The organism is Rhizobium sp. FG113 (assembly GCF_057809895.1).
In genome coordinates, this window is record NZ_JBMDKV010000002.1 from 269821 (window position 1) to 284369 (window position 14549).

The 14549-nt window shown below is 64.5% G+C and carries 17 protein-coding genes; 15 read left to right on the forward strand and 2 right to left on the reverse strand.

What is annotated here, in order from left to right:
* From ACODTZ_RS08400 to ACODTZ_RS08455, 12 genes are all read left to right on the forward strand, one after another.
* On the forward strand, positions 1 to 435 hold the full coding sequence (locus ACODTZ_RS08400) for a CopG family transcriptional regulator (RefSeq protein WP_099504016.1): 435 nt from the start codon (positions 1 to 3) through the stop codon (positions 433 to 435).
* A gap of 169 nt (positions 436 to 604) precedes the next feature.
* On the forward strand, positions 605 to 1588 hold the full coding sequence (trbB, locus tag ACODTZ_RS08405; protein ID WP_099503692.1) for a P-type conjugative transfer ATPase TrbB: 984 nt from the start codon (positions 605 to 607) through the stop codon (positions 1586 to 1588).
* Entirely contained in the window at positions 1585 to 1917 is a 333-nt protein-coding gene (locus ACODTZ_RS08410; protein ID WP_099503697.1) for a TrbC/VirB2 family type IV secretion system protein, read from the forward strand. Before trbB ends, ACODTZ_RS08410 begins: the two co-directional genes overlap by 4 nt.
* Entirely contained in the window at positions 1917 to 2198 is a 282-nt protein-coding gene (locus tag ACODTZ_RS08415) for a VirB3 family type IV secretion system protein (RefSeq protein WP_099503699.1), read from the forward strand. The genes ACODTZ_RS08410 and ACODTZ_RS08415 overlap by 1 nt, the downstream gene beginning before the upstream one ends.
* Before the next feature lie 12 nt (positions 2199 to 2210).
* The gene (gene trbE / locus ACODTZ_RS08420) at positions 2211 to 4667 is read left to right on the forward strand and encodes a conjugal transfer protein TrbE (RefSeq protein ID WP_099503701.1); all 2457 of its coding nucleotides are present in this window, start codon (positions 2211 to 2213) and stop codon (positions 4665 to 4667) included.
* Positions 4664 to 5434: a P-type conjugative transfer protein TrbJ gene (trbJ, locus tag ACODTZ_RS08425; RefSeq protein WP_099503702.1), complete on the forward strand. Its 771-nt coding sequence runs from the start codon at positions 4664 to 4666 to the stop codon at positions 5432 to 5434. Before trbE ends, trbJ begins: the two co-directional genes overlap by 4 nt.
* Positions 5435 to 5444: 10 nt before the next feature.
* The gene (gene trbK-alt, locus ACODTZ_RS08430; RefSeq protein ID WP_099503704.1) at positions 5445 to 5822 is read left to right on the forward strand and encodes a putative entry exclusion protein TrbK-alt; all 378 of its coding nucleotides are present in this window, start codon (positions 5445 to 5447) and stop codon (positions 5820 to 5822) included.
* A gap of 4 nt (positions 5823 to 5826) precedes the next feature.
* Complete coding sequence (trbL, locus tag ACODTZ_RS08435) at positions 5827 to 7191, forward strand: P-type conjugative transfer protein TrbL (protein ID WP_099503706.1); 1365 nt, start codon at positions 5827 to 5829, stop codon at positions 7189 to 7191.
* The gene (gene trbF / locus ACODTZ_RS08440; protein ID WP_099503708.1) at positions 7191 to 7874 is read left to right on the forward strand and encodes a conjugal transfer protein TrbF; all 684 of its coding nucleotides are present in this window, start codon (positions 7191 to 7193) and stop codon (positions 7872 to 7874) included. The genes trbL and trbF overlap by 1 nt, the downstream gene beginning before the upstream one ends.
* Positions 7871 to 8920 (forward strand): P-type conjugative transfer protein TrbG, encoded by a 1050-nt coding sequence (gene trbG, locus ACODTZ_RS08445; protein ID WP_099503710.1) that lies wholly within the window; start codon positions 7871 to 7873, stop codon positions 8918 to 8920. Before trbF ends, trbG begins: the two co-directional genes overlap by 4 nt.
* Entirely contained in the window at positions 8917 to 10137 is a 1221-nt protein-coding gene (locus tag ACODTZ_RS08450) for a TraB/TrbI/VirB10 family type IV secretion system protein (RefSeq protein WP_099503712.1), read from the forward strand. The genes trbG and ACODTZ_RS08450 overlap by 4 nt, the downstream gene beginning before the upstream one ends.
* A 2-nt stretch (positions 10138 to 10139) precedes the next feature.
* Complete coding sequence (locus ACODTZ_RS08455) at positions 10140 to 10376, forward strand: DUF2274 domain-containing protein (RefSeq protein ID WP_099503714.1); 237 nt, start codon at positions 10140 to 10142, stop codon at positions 10374 to 10376.
* On the opposite strand, the gene ACODTZ_RS08460 is transcribed toward ACODTZ_RS08455, so the two are convergent.
* Complete coding sequence (locus ACODTZ_RS08460; RefSeq protein ID WP_489025125.1) at positions 10373 to 11272, reverse strand: LysR family transcriptional regulator; 900 nt, start codon at positions 11270 to 11272, stop codon at positions 10373 to 10375. The genes ACODTZ_RS08455 and ACODTZ_RS08460 overlap by 4 nt on opposite strands.
* Before the next feature lie 355 nt (positions 11273 to 11627).
* Between ACODTZ_RS08460 and ACODTZ_RS08465 the strand changes: the two genes are divergently transcribed.
* Positions 11628 to 12044 carry a MarR family winged helix-turn-helix transcriptional regulator gene (locus ACODTZ_RS08465; protein ID WP_246842056.1) on the forward strand — a complete coding sequence of 139 codons (417 nt, stop codon included), beginning with the start codon at positions 11628 to 11630 and terminating at the stop codon, positions 12042 to 12044.
* A gap of 785 nt (positions 12045 to 12829) precedes the next feature.
* Here ACODTZ_RS08465 and ACODTZ_RS08470 read toward each other — a convergent pair.
* Complete coding sequence (locus ACODTZ_RS08470) at positions 12830 to 13642, reverse strand: AraC family transcriptional regulator (RefSeq protein WP_100962516.1); 813 nt, start codon at positions 13640 to 13642, stop codon at positions 12830 to 12832.
* A 95-nt stretch (positions 13643 to 13737) separates the two neighbouring features.
* On the opposite strand from ACODTZ_RS08470, the gene ACODTZ_RS08475 reads away from it, so the two are divergent.
* A complete protein-coding gene (locus ACODTZ_RS08475; protein WP_058456592.1) occupies positions 13738 to 14283 on the forward strand; it encodes a carboxymuconolactone decarboxylase family protein in 546 nt (181 codons plus the stop codon).
* Positions 14284 to 14352: 69 nt separating this feature from the next.
* Complete coding sequence (locus ACODTZ_RS08480) at positions 14353 to 14490, forward strand: hypothetical protein (protein ID WP_489025127.1); 138 nt, start codon at positions 14353 to 14355, stop codon at positions 14488 to 14490.
* Positions 14491 to 14549 lie beyond the last annotated feature (59 nt).

Sequence of the window (14549 nt, forward strand, 5' to 3'; positions counted from 1 at the left end):
GTGAGCAAGCCTCCGAAAAAGCAACGCCTCTCCGTGTATCTCGACCCGGATGTCATGAAGGCGCTCGCGGCCCATGCGGCGCGGCGAGACCTGTCCCTATCGCTGGTTGCCGAGGCTGGCATTGCTTCGTTTCTCTCGCCGGACGCCGCTGAGCGGCAGGAGGCAGCCACGACGAAGCGGCTCGATCAACTCGACCGTCGCCTGGCGCGAATGGAGCGCGACCTCGGCATATCGGTCGAGACGCTAGCTGTATTCATCCGTTTCTGGCTGACGTCCAATCCGCCGTTGCCGGAGCCGGCCCAGGTCGCGGCACGCGCCAAGGCGGCCGAGCGCTACGAAGCCTTCGTGACCGCGCTCGGCCGACGACTCGCGCAGGGACCGAAGCTCAGACAGGAGATTGCGGAAGACATCCCGCCCGCGCGTGACGCGGAATAATCACTGATCCGCGCATCACAAGTATTCGGGCGTTCCGCCGTTTTCCTGTCTTTGTACGCCACAGTACGACTGCCACATCATGGTTGTTGTCAGGCCATGATTTCTGCCTCTTCTACTCATCCCCGATCCAGGGCCGCGCATCGCGGACCCGCAAGAGAACGGGGACGACGTGGCGGCACCTCACCAGAAATCGGAGGCGATCCTTCGCGGCGCGCGCATGCTGCGCACAGCCCTCGGGTCAGCGATCGCCACGTTTCTGGAAGATCCCGCGATCGTCGAGGTGATGCTCAATCCCGATGGGCGGCTCTGGGTCGACCGGCTTTCAGAGGGTCTTTCCGACACCGGTGAACGACTGTCGCCCGCCGATGGCGAGCGGATCATTCGCCTTGTCGCCCATCACGTCGGCGCCGAAGTTCATCCAGGCGCCCCGCGGGTCTCGGCCGAACTGCCCGAGACGGGGGAGCGGTTCGAGGGGCTGTTGCCTCCCGTGGTGTCCGCGCCGGCTTTCGCGATCCGCAAGCCCGCCGTCGCTGTGTTCACGCTCGGCGACTATGTGGCGTCCGGAATCATGGCGGCGGATCAGGCCGAAACGCTGCGCCAGGCCGTTGCCGATCGGCGCAACATCCTCGTCGCCGGCGGAACCTCGACCGGCAAGACGACCCTCACCAACGCGCTGCTGGCAGAGGTCTCGAAGACCTCGGATCGCGTCGTCCTGATCGAGGACACGCGCGAGCTGCAATGCGCCGCGCCCAACCTCGTCGCCATGCGGACGAAGGACGGCGTCGCCTCGCTCTCCGATCTTGTTCGCTCCTCGCTCCGCCTGCGACCCGACCGCATTCCCATCGGCGAGGTCCGCGGCTCCGAGGCGCTCGATCTTCTCAAGGCTTGGGGCACCGGCCACCCGGGAGGCGTGGGGACGATCCACGCCGGCACCGCCATCGGCGCGCTGCGCCGAATGGAACAGCTTATCCAGGAAGCCGTCGTCACGGTCCCCCGCGCGCTGATCGCCGAGACGATCGATCTGGTCGCCGTGCTCTCCGGCCGCGGCGCCTCGCGCCGGCTTGCCGAACTCGCCCGCATCGAGGGCCTCGGCCCCAACGGCGACTACCGCGTCACGCCCGCAAGCCAACCCCTCACAGGAGACCCGTCATGATCAAGCATGCTTTGCGCTTTCGCCGCCACATCGCCACGGCGGCGTCCGTCACCTTCCTCACGCTCGCACTGGCACCGGCCGCGCATGCGTCGGGCTCATCGATGCCGTGGGAAGCCCCGCTCCAGTCGATCCTGGAATCGATCGAGGGACCGGTCGCCAAGATCATCGCGGTCATGATCATCATCATCACCGGGCTGACGCTGGCCTTCGGTGACACGTCGGGTGGCGCCCGCAAGCTGATCCAGATCGTGTTCGGCCTGTCGATCGCCTTCGCCGCATCCAGCTTCTTCCTGTCGTTCTTCTCGTTCGGCGGCGGGGCGCTCGTCTGATGGCCGACGGCGCGGATCATGGCGGCGAGGTTCCGGGCTTTTCCGTGCCCGTCCACCGGGCGCTGACCGAGCACATCCTGCTCGGCGGCGCCCCACGTTCGCTCGCCATCCTCAACGGCACACTGGCGGCCGCGCTCGGTCTCGGCCTCCGCCTCTGGCTAGTGGGTCTCGCCCTTTGGGCGGTGGGGCACTTCGCGGCCGTCTGGGCAGCCAAGCGCGATCCGCAGTTCGTCGACGTCGTGCGCAAGCATCTGCGCATCCCCGGCCACCTGTCGGTCTGAGGAGCGACACCGATGATGAACCTTGCCGAATATCGTAATCGTAACACCCGGCTCGCCGACTTCCTTCCCTGGGTCGCGCTGGTCGGCGAAGGCGTCGTACTGAACAAGGACGGCAGCCTGCAACGCACTGCACGCTTTCGCGGACCTGACCTCGACAGCGCCGTACCGGCCGAGCTGGTCGCGGTCGCCGGCCGCCTCAACAATGCCTTTCGCCGCCTCGGCTCCGGCTGGGCCATCTTCGTCGAGGCACAGCGGCACGGCGCTGCGACCTATCCCGCCAGCATGTTCGCCAACAGCGCCTCGGCGCTGGTCGATGCCGAACGCAAGGCCGATTTCGAGGAAGCCGGCGCGCATTACGAGTCCAGCTACTTCCTCACCTTTCTCTATCTGCCCCCGGCCGAGGATGCGGCGCGCGCCGAAACCTGGCTCTACGAGGGCCGCGAACATACCGGCGTTGACGCACATGAGATCGTGCGCGGCTTCGCCGACCGCACCGACCGCATCCTCAACCTCATCGACGCTTTCATGCCGGAATGCGCGTGGCTCGATGATGCCGAGACGCTGACCTACCTGCATTCGACCATCTCGACGAAACGGCATCGAGTCCGTGTTCCCGAGACGCCGATGTATCTCGACGCGCTGCTGGCCGATCAGCCGCTCACAGGCGGCCTCGAGCCCCGGCTTGGCAACGCGCATCTGCGCATCCTCACCGTCGTCGGCTTCCCGACCGCGACCACGCCCGGCATTCTCGACGAGCTGAACCGGCTGGCCTTTCCCTACCGCTGGTCGACGCGCGCGGTACTGCTCGACAAGACCGACGCCACCAAGCTGCTGACCAAGATCCGGCGGCAATGGTTCGCCAAGCGCAAGTCGATCGCGGCCATCCTCAAGGAAATCATGACGAACGAGGCCTCGGCGCTCGTCGACACCGATGCGGCGAACAAGGCGGCCGACGCCGACATGGCGCTGCAGGAGCTGGGCGCCGATTATGCCGGCCAGGCCTATGTGACGGCCACGATCACGGTCTGGGACGACGATCCGCGCATCGCCGCCGAGAAGCTCCGGCTGGTCGAGAAAATCATTCAGAGCCGCGACTTCACCGCGATGGCCGAGACCATCAATGCCGTGGACGCCTGGCTAGGTTCGCTGCCCGGCCACGTCTACGCCAACGTCCGGCAGCCACCCATCAGCACATTGAATCTCGCCCACATGATCCCGCTGTCGGCGGTGTGGGCGGGACCGGAACGGGACGAGCACTTCGATGCACCCCCACTGCTTTACGGCAGAACGGAGGGCTCGACCCCGTTCCGGCTTTCCATCCACGTCGGCGATGTCGGTCATACGCTGATCGTCGGGCCGACCGGCGCCGGCAAGTCGGTGTTGCTCGCACTCATGGCGCTCCAGTTCCGGCGCTATCCGCAATCCCAAGTCTTCGCTTTCGACTTCGGCGGATCGATCCGCGCCGCGGCGCTCGCCATGCGTGGTGACTGGCATGACCTGGGCGGTGGCCTAACGGACGGCGCCGACGACAGGGTGTCGCTGCAACCGCTGGCCCGCATCGACGACGTCGCGGAGCGGGCCTGGGCCTCCGACTGGCTGATCGCGATCCTCTCCCGCGAGAGCGTAACGGTCACGCCCGAGGTCAAGGAGCATCTCTGGTCGGCCCTGACCTCGCTGGCATCGGCGCCCGTCGCGGAGCGCACGTTGACGGGCCTCTCCGTCCTGCTCCAGTCCAACGACCTGAAGCAGGCGCTCCGACCCTATTGTGTCGGCGGGCCCTATGGTCGGCTGCTCGACGCTGAGGCCGAGCATCTCGGCGAAGCCGATGTTCAGGTCTTCGAGACCGAGGGATTGATCGGCACCGGTGCTGCCGCCGCCGTGCTGGCCTATCTCTTCCACCGTATCGAGGACCGCCTCGACGGGCGGCCGACGCTGCTCATCGTCGATGAGGGCTGGCTCGCGTTGGACGACGACGGTTTCGCCGGTCAGCTCCGCGAGTGGCTGAAGACGCTCCGGAAGAAGAACGCCAGCGTTATCTTCGCCACCCAATCCCTCTCCGATATCGACGGATCGGCGATTGCGCCCGCCATCATCGAGAGCTGCCAGACCCGCATCCTGCTCCCGAACGAACGCGCGATCGAGCCGCAGATCACCGCCATCTATCGCCGCTTCGGCCTAAACGATCGCCAGATCGAGATCCTCGCGCGGGCGATGCCCAAGCGCGACTACTACTGCCAGAGCCGCAGGGGAAACAGGCTCTTCGAGCTGGGCCTGTCGGATGTGGCGCTCGCGCTTTGCGCGGCCTCGTCGAAACAGCATCAGGCACTGATCGCCGCGGTTCACGCCCGTAGCGGCACGGACGGGTTTCTCACCGAGTGGCTGGCCGAAAACCGGCTCGCCTGGGCCGCCGACCTCGTAGCCGACCTCACCAACGTCACCCCCCAACATAATCCGGAGGCACGCCCATGACCCGTTCCGTTCATTCCCGCTCGCGCGCGCTGCGCATGAGCGCCGCGCTACTCGCCGCGCCGCTCGCGCTGTCGCCGATCTTCGCCCCGCCGGCAGCCGCGCAGTGGGTCGTCTACGATCCGACCAACTACGCCCAAAACGTCCTGACGGCCGCTCGCACGCTTCAGCAGGTCAATCAGCAGATCACCCAGCTTCAGAATGAAGCCACCATGCTGATCAACCAGGCGCGCAATCTGGCGAGCCTGCCTTACTCCTCGCTGCAGCAGCTTCAGCAGTCCGTCCAGCGAACCCAGCAGCTCCTGCAACAAGCGCAGGGCATCGCCTACGATGTCCAGCGCATCGACCAGGCGTTCACGTCGACCTACGGCAACGCCTCGATGTCGGCCTCCGATCAGGCGCTCGTCGCCGGAGCGCGCGAGCGCTGGCAGAACACCGTCGGCGGTTTGCAGGACGCCATGCGCGTGCAGGCGGGCGTCGTCGGCAACATCGACACCAATCGCGGCGAGATGTCGGCACTGGTCGGCCAGAGCCAGGGCGCGACGGGCGCCTTGCAGGCGACACAGGCCGGCAATCAGCTTCTCGCCCTTCAAGCCCAGCAGCTCGCCGACCTCACCGCCGTCGTCGCCGCCAACGGGCGTGCCCAGAGCCTTTCCGAGGCCGAGCGCGCCGCCGCGGCTGAACAGGGTCGCGAACAGCGTCGCCGATTTCTGACGCCAGGCAGCGGCTATCAGCCCGGCAACGCCCGCATGTTCCCGAGCGGCAACTGAGGACGTGGTCATGGACGGCAAGATGCTCGCGCGGGTCGGGGCGGTTGTATTCGTCGCGGTCGCGGTCACCGCCACGGCGATCGAGATGACCCGGAAGGAGGAGCCGCCCGAGCTATGGCCGTCCGGCCGCGCCACTCAATCGCAGAGCGATCCGCTGCGTGACGAGTTGATCCGTTGCCAGGCGCTCGGCGAAGCCGGCCCGCGCGATTCAGCTTGCCTACGCGCCTGGGCGGAAAACCGTCACCGCTTCCTCGCGCCTGGCGCGCGGCCCGCCGAGCGGTTGCCGGACATGCCGCCCGCGCAGCGCGATGGCCTCACGCCTCAGTCGGAACGAAGCAACGCACCAGCCGCGACGCCCGCCACGCCTGAGCTCGACGAGGCGCGATAGCATCATGGGCAGCACCGGCGTCATCGACCACTTCCTCGAGGTTTTCACCCGCTATATCGACAGCGGGTTCGGCCTCCTCAGCGGCGAAGTCGCCTTCATCGCAACCACCCTCATCGTCATCGACGTGACGCTTGCGGCGCTGTTCTGGTCGTGGGGCGCCGACGACGACATCGTAGCGCGGCTGGTGAAGAAGACGCTGTTCGTCGGTGTCTTCGCCTACATCATTGGCAACTGGAACAACCTCGCCCGGATCATCTTCGAGAGCTTCGCCGGTCTAGGTCTGAAGGCAAGCGGCACGAGCTTCTCGACCGCCGACCTGATGCGCCCGGGCAAGGTCGCCCAAACCGGCTTGGATGCTGGCCGGCCGCTGCTCGACTCGATCTCCAGCCTGATGGGCTACTGGTCCTTCTTTGAGAACTTCATCCAGATCGCCTGCATGTTCCTCGCATGGGTGCTGGTGCTGCTCGCCTTCTTCATTCTCGCGATCCAGCTGTTCGTCACGCTCATCGAATTCAAACTGACCACGTTGGCCGGCTTTGTGCTCATCCCGTTCGGTCTTTTCGGGAAGTCTGCCTTCATGGCCGAGCGCGTCCTCGGCAACGTCATTTCCTCCGGCATCAAGGTCCTGGTGCTCGCCGTCATCATCGGCATCGGCTCGACGTTATTTTCCGAGTTCACGTCCGGGTTCGGGGGGCAGAACCCGTCGATCGACGAGGCTATGGCGATCGTCCTTGCAGCTTTGTCGCTGCTCGGTTTGGGAATTTTCGGCCCCGGCATCGCCAGCGGCATCGTTTCCGGCGGCCCGCAACTCAGCGCTGGCGCTGCGGTTGGTACCGGCCTAGCCGCAGGCGGAATGGTCGCACTCGGTGCTGGCGCTGTCGGTGCCGCCGCATCCGGAGGTGCAGCCCTGGCTGGCGGCGCCGCCGCTGCGGCTCGTGGCGGCGCTGCGGTCGCCGGCGGCGCTTCGACCGCTTACAGCCTTGGCTCTGCCGGTCAGTCGGGCGCGGCTGGTGTCGCTTCCGGTCTCGGTGGCGTTGCCCGCGCTGGCGGAAGTGCCGCTGTCTCTCCATTGCGTCGGGCCGCATCGCGCGCCGCCGAAAGCATGAAGTCCAGCTTCAACGCGGGCGGCAAGGCCGCCTTCGAGGCGACGGGCGGCTCCTCCACCATGGGCTCGATCGGCGGTGACGCTGCCGGTGACGGTGCCGCGTCCTCGGGTTCCGCCGGTGCCGGCGGGCCACCCGCCTGGGCGCAGCGGATGCGCCGCTCCCAACACATGACCCATGCCGTGCAAGCCACGGCCCACGCTGTCCGCTCCGGCGACGCCCACGGCGGCGGCTCCTCCGTCAACCTGTCCGAAGGCGATCGCTGATGTTCAAACGACCCTCTACCCACTACGGCAAAGCCCCCGAACCCGAGACGCCCTACCAGCGTGCCGGCCAGGTCTGGGATGAACGCATCGGCGCCCCGCGCGTGCAGGCCAAGAACTGGCGCTTGATGGCATTCGGCTCGCTGATCCTGTCGGCCGGCTTCGCCACCGCGCTCGTCGTGCAGTCGGCACGGGGAACGATAGTTCCTTGGGTGGTCCAGGTCGATCGACTCGGTCAGGCACAAGCGGTCGCTCCCGCCGAGGCGGACTACCGTCCGACCGATCCGCAGATCGCCTTCCACTTGGCGCGCTTCATCGAGCAGGTTCGCTCGATCCCGGCCGACGCGATCATCGTGCGGCAAAACTGGCTGCGCGCGTATGACTTCACGACCGATCGCGGTGCCATGGCGTTGAACGACTACGCCAGGTCCAACGACCCGTTCACACGGGTCGGCCGCCAGCAGGTCGCCGTCGACGTCTCCAGCGTCATCCGCGCTTCGCCGGACAGCTTCCGCGTCGCGTGGGTGGAGCGCCGCTACGAGAACGGCCAGCTCGCCGAGACAACCCGCTGGACTGCGATCCTGACGATCGTCGTGCAGGTCCCCCGAAACGCCGATCGGCTGAGGGCGAACCCGCTCGGCATCTACGTCAACGCCATCAACTGGTCACGGGAGCTTGGGCAATGAAGCCGTCTTTCCGTAAAGCCGGAAGCCCGGCTTTACACACATTCGTATTCCCGGCTCTCCGCAGGGCCGCAATCCCGATGGTCCTGCTGGCGACAACCGCACTCGCCGGCTGCGCTACGACCAACCCCCCGCCTGAAATATCCTACGACAACGCGGCTCCCGCGGTGCAGACCGTCGATCCACCAGCGCCCGTCACTGTGGTCGAGCTGCCGCGGCCGCTCCCGCTACCCGGCCAGTTGCAGCGCGTGCCGGAGACGCGACGCGCGCCCGAGCCGGCCAACCCGACGGCGCGCGTCAACCAGGCCAACGAGGCGGCCCGCGTCCAGCCGGTGCGTGATGGATTTATCAATTCGATGCAGGTCTATCCCTGGACGCAGGGTGCGCTCTACCAAGTCTATACGGCGGTCGGACAGATCACTGACATCGCGCTCCAGCCCGGCGAGCAGCTCGTCGGCGCAGGACCCGTCGCCGCAGGCGACACGGTACGGTGGATCATCGGCGACACCGAGAGCGGATCGGGTGCGACGCGCCAAGTCCACATCCTGGTGAAGCCGACACGGGCCGACCTGATGACCAACCTCGTCATCAACACCAACATGCGCACTTATCACATGGAGCTTCGCTCGACCGAGCGGACCTATATGGCATCGGTCTCGTGGCAGTATCCACAGGATCAGCTTATCGCATTGCGTCGGCAGAATGCCGAGGCGCAAGCCGCCCAACCCGTGGCGAGCGGCGTCGATCTCGCCAACGTCAACTTCCGCTACGCAATCGAGGGGGACCGCGCGCCGTGGAGGCCGCTCCGCGCCTTTGACGACGGCCGACAGGTCTTCATTGAGTTCCCGCGCGGCATCGGCCAGGGCGAGATGCCCCCGCTCTTCGTCGTGGGCGCCGAAGGCAACACCTCCGAATTGGTCAACTATCGCGTCCGCGGCCATCACATGATCGTCGATCGGCTCTTCGCCGCGGCCGAACTGAGGTTCGGCTCCGGCGACCGGCAACGGCGCGTTCGCATCACCCGCACCGATGGGAGGCCGACCTCGTGAGCGAGAGCCCGCCCCGGAGTGGGGATGCCCCGGACGACGATCCGCAGCCCTTGACCGGCGAACCCGCCGGTCCCGCGCCAATGCGGCTGCGGGCCGAGCCGCCGCGTGTGACGCGGCTGTCGCGTAAGGTGTTGGCAGGGCTCGGCCTGATCGCCAGCGTCGGGCTTGGCGGCGCATTGATTTACGCGCTTCAAACGCGGGACGGCGCCCGGCCGAATGAGGAGCTGTATTCCACCGAGAACCGCTCCACAGCCGATGGCCTGGCCGGGCTACCGCGAGACTATGCTGGCGTGCCGCGGCTTGGTCCGCCGCTTCCCGGAGACCTCGGCCGGCCTATCCTCAGCACACAGGATCGCGGCCAGCCAGTGCCGACCCCTGGCATCGCCACGCCCAATCCCGGCATCAGCCCGGAAGAGCAGCGGCGCCTACAGGAGATCGAGACCGCGCGGACGAGTCGCCTATTCTCCGGATCGGAAAGCCGGGGTGCGCCCGCTGCGGCGGGGGCGGCCCCGGCACTCCCGCCCGCACCGGATTTGGCGAGCCTTGGCCTCGCGCCGCCGCCAGCAACTCCCTCCGCACAGGATCGTCAGAACGCCTTTCTCAACGCGGCCACCGATCGACGAACGGTGTCTCCCGATCGCGTCGTTGCTCCGGCGTCGCCGAACATCCTTCAGGCCGGCGCAGTCATCTCGGCGGCACTCATAACCGGCATCCGATCGGACCTCCCGGGCCAGATCACCGCCCAGGTGACCGAAAACATCTACGACAGTCCCACAGGACGCATCCTGCTCGTGCCACAGGGCACGCGCGTCATCGGCCAGTACGACAACAATGTGCAGTTCGGGCAAAGCCGTGTGCTGCTTGTCTGGAACCGGCTGATCTTTCCGAATGGTCGCTCGATCGTTCTCGAGCGCCAGCCTGGTGCCGACGCCGAGGGATATGCCGGCCTGCAGGATGGGGTGGATTACCATTGGTGGGATCTCGCCAAGGCGGCAGGACTTTCGACGCTCCTCAGCGTTGGCGCCGAACTTGCCGTCGATAATGATGACCGGCTTATCCAGGCGATCCGCAATGGCGGCCAGGACACGATCAATGACGCCGGACAGCAGATCGTCCGCCGTCAGCTCAACGTGGCGCCCACTCTCACAATTCGCCCAGGCTACCCAGTCCGCGTCATCGTAACGCGTGATCTCGTGCTCGAACCCTATGGGGAATGAATATGTCTAAGCTCAAGCTAGGTCCCCTCGCGGACGATAAACCCGTAAAGGTTCAGGTCGAGCTGCCAGCCCCTCTGCATCAGGACTTGGCCGATTACGCGGACCTCCTGGGCCGCGAGCAAGGCCAGCCGGCGGTGGAACCCGCTCGGTTGATCGTCCCGATGCTACAGCGGTTCATCGCTACAGATCGCGGCTTCGCGAAGGCGCGGCGAGCGTCCACGCAGCGGAAGGCTGATTAGGCGGCGCCTACTTTCATACCGGGTAGAGCGTCGAAACACTTCAGTAGAAGGGGCAGCGCTGGATTATCGTTGTCGCTAGACGAGATCATTGCTGCGGTCGGCGCCCGGCTGGATCGAAGTGGCACCAGAGCAAGGTCTGGACGGCGAACCGCACTCGTGATGGTAACCCCAAACCCCTGTTCGACCATCGTCAGCAGGGTCTCTCGACTGACCTGTTGAATTGAAAGTTGGACGGCACTCTCGACCGCCCCGACCATCCGTCGCAGCATCGCAGCGAGTTCTCGTCCGGCCCCATCGGAGCGGGACAGAAAGATTTCTCCGCAGAGGTCATCCCAGACGAGATTAGGCCGCGATGCCAATTTGTGACCTGGGGACAGCGCGACGAACAGATCCGGTTCACATAGGCGTCGGATTTGGAGCGCAGGGTCTCTAGTCGCGCCCAGGCTGATTGCCGCGTCTAGCAACCCCCGTCTGACACCCAGTGTGTTTGCTTCTGACGTTCCTTCCTCGAGTTTGACCTCAATCGTCGGGTATCGGAGCCGGAAGCTCGCTAGAAGGTCGATGATAGGGCACGCGGGAAATGCTTCGAGCATTCCGAACCTGACGACACCGGTCGTCTGCTTCCGTGTAGTGCGGATTTCCGTCGCGGCTTCGCGAAGGAATCTCGCACCCACTACCGCCTGCTGAAGGAAGCGTTCCCCCTCGGGCGTCAAATCAGCGCCTGATCGCGTGCGGTGGAATAGCGAGCACCCAAGCTGGCGCTCAAGTATCTGAACCCGACGGCTCACGGTGGATTGCGATATCGCAAGGCGCTCGGCCGCGCGTCGAAAACTACCCGCCTCAGCGACCTGAACGGCGTACTTCAAGTATCGAAGGTCCAGCGTCAGATCGGGCATGACACTTTTCCCATGGCTGTGGCCCGCTTGCAGGAGATCGAGCCCAGAAGCCGGAGCCGTCGGAAGCGCGCCCGCTCAAGCCGCCTCGCGCATGAAAAGGTTGCATGCGTATCGATCCCAGATGTGGAATCCGAGCCGAGCCCTTTGTTGAGCATGACCATATCCGAATCCGTGAGAGATGTATGCGTCGGTCATACATTTCTCCCATCTTGATGTCTATGCGCGACGCATATATTATTTCGGAATGGAGCCTGAGGTCGCCAAATATCATTTTGGTGCTCTGGCGCTGGCGGTCGCCGAAAGCATCGCCAGCGTCTCGGCCTCGCTTTCACCCAGCGGCTCCGCGACCGCGATGATGATATTTCTGAGTTTGGAGCCTGGGCTTCCAATCAGTGTTCTAGCGACCCGGATTAGGCTGTCGCATGCTGGAACAGTGAGGCTGATCGACAGACTGGTACAGGACGATTTGGTGGAACGACGCCGGAATAATGCAGACCAACGCGCGCGACTTATCCACCTCACCGGTTCGGGGGAACGTCTGACTGGAGCTTTACTCAAAGCGCGAGAGCGCGTCATCGATGAGTGTGTCTCTGCGTTGTCGCGCGGAGATCTCGACATCCTCGGCACTCTATCCGAACGGCTGCTTTCAGCTAATGGGTTCGACAAATCCGGCTCTAGCAGCCTCTGCCAACTGCTCGGCTACGGAAAACAAGTCCATTCAGGACCCGTGGGCCAGACAGGGCGGTCCCGGCGCCGAAACGTTGCCCGTTGAGGCTGACAAGATGATTGAGCAGGTCTACAATTGGCTTCGATAGCCCTCGAATTTCTGCTTTGCGTGCTTGCCTTCTGGTTTGGGTATTCCGCCAATCAAGGTGGAACGTGCCTAGTCGTCGCTGCTCACGAAATCCAGAAGCGACGCCCGCCGAGGATGTTTGTTGGATTTCTAGCGGCGTCAGCAGCTGCGGGCCTTATCTCGATACCGCTTGTCTGGTCTGGAGCGCTGGGCGCTACTCTCACGCCGTCGACTAGCATCAACTGGCTTCTCTTAGTTGGCCAATGGGCAAGTGACAAGCGGTCGGAAAAGGGCCCATTTAATGTGGTGGAGGGGTCTCCACTTTACGGGATCTTCTGCGAATAAGTCAGACAGGAAGGCGACGATGGAGCAGGTACCGGCTGTTGAGTTGGATTTGGCAAAGCCGGTTGGCTAGGTTCACGGCGTCAACGCACAGTGCAATGTGCCCTGATTGGGACGCACAGCAATGTTTTCGAGCCCAGCGATGCACCATTCGGGGTCATAACGCGCCTCCGTCCCGTCTGAGCGCCATATCCAATGATCCCCATTTATGTCCTAGTTCGATCCGTCTTTCCGGCATGCGGTCCTATCAGCGATACTGATCGGCCAAGGCGGAAGGTGCTCGCTCAATCGAACGCGCGCGCAATGCTGGTGTTGGGTACCGCAGCTTGCATCCTAGCCCAGCATTCAGCCATGCCGCCGCGCGATCCATGTCCAGGCGGTCTCGCGTTCACTGCCGCATCCATGTCTACCAACTGATCATGTTACCTTAATCTCTGCTTCACTTGGCGCGGTGCTTCTCCCGTGACGCGAGCGAACACCCGTGAGAAGGCTGCGGCACTATCATATCCGACGCTGTCGGCCACGGTCTTGACCGGCTTGCCTGCGGCAAGAAGGTCACGCGCAATCGTCATTCGCCACCGGGTCAGATAGTCGATCGGCGTCCGCCCAACGCAGGCGCGAAAATGCGTGGCAAAACGGGTGCGCGACATGCCGGCCACCTCTGCCAGATCATCAAGAGTCCACGAATGCCTTGGCTGTTCGTGCATCGCCGTCAGCGCCTTGGCCAATCGCGGATCGGCAAGGCCGCCCAGCACACCATCATTCACCAGGCCACTGGCGACAACATGACGCACTACCAGGATCAAGAGATAGTCGAACAAATGGTCGATGGCGGCCTGACGCCCATTATTGTCGCCAAATCCTTCGACAAGCAGAAGATCGCAGGCGGGCCCCAGCGTCGGGTTCTCGGCCAGCGGCAGGATGACAAGGTCGGGCAGTCCTTCGCCAATCGGGTTGCCATTATCGCCGCCCAGATCGACCTTCGCGCAGACCAGATCAGCCCCGCCTTCCGCAGCGCCAGTGAACCGATGCGCCTGTCCGCGCGGGAAGAAGAGCAGCGTTGGTTCGTTCAGAATGAGATCGGCCTCACCAGATCGGCTCAGCGTCAACGCGCCGCTCTTGAGAAGGTGGAGGTAGCCGCAATCGGCAAATTGCGCGGTCGTACACAAGTTGCCGGTAAAGAATGTCCGGGCGCTCACGGCAGTGTGGGCAAAGAGAGCGGCAAAGATGTCCATGTGAACGATCTGCAATGAAGTTGGCACCAATCTGCACCGATAACAGCCGATAGAGGCGTTGTGCAAGCCCGCACTGACCAACAGAGGAAACGCAAATGCCCCGCATCAACCCCGTAGAACTCGCCACTGCCGACACCGGCGTCCAGGCCACCCTCGGCGCTGTTAAGGCGAAGATTGGCATGGTCCCGAACCTTTTTGCGACCTTCGCTCATGCTCCTGCCGTGTTGAATGGCAACCTCGCCTTCGCAGATGCACTGGGAAGTGGTGTGCTGACCGCTGCACAGCGCGAAATCGTTGCGCTTGCCGTCGCCCAGTACAACAGCTGCCACTATTGCCTGTCGGCGCACACGCTGCTCGGGAAAGGTGCCGGCCTTTCGCCAGAGGCTATCCGCGCCGCCCGTCTGGGCAAGGGCCAAGATCCCCTCGACGATGCGATCGCGACGCTTGCCTTGCGCATCGTTGAAACACGCGGTCAGGTGAGCGACAGCGATCTGTCAGCAGCCCGCCTTGCCGGCCTCGACGACGCCCGCATCGTCGAAATCGTCGGTAACGTCGCGCACAATGTTCTGACCAACTTCATGAACAACGTCGCCCAGACCAAGATCGATTTCCCGGTCGTCGATGTGGCGGTTGCGGCCTGATCATAATGCGTGCGGGCCGGTGCAGGACATCGGCCCGCTCCTCAATCACTTCCATAGGGAACCCTTGCCATGAAACTGCAATTCCTTACCCCTGCGCTGCATGGCGTGCTTGACTATGTCGCCGCTGCCGCCCTTATTGCGCTGCCATTCCTGCTCGGCTTTCAGGGTGTGGATCGGCGTGCAAAAAGAACCCCGTTATGGGGGTGATCGGCGTCTAAAAGGGACCCCCATCTCGATGGTTTAGGTGCGTCGGCTTGGTTGTAGCC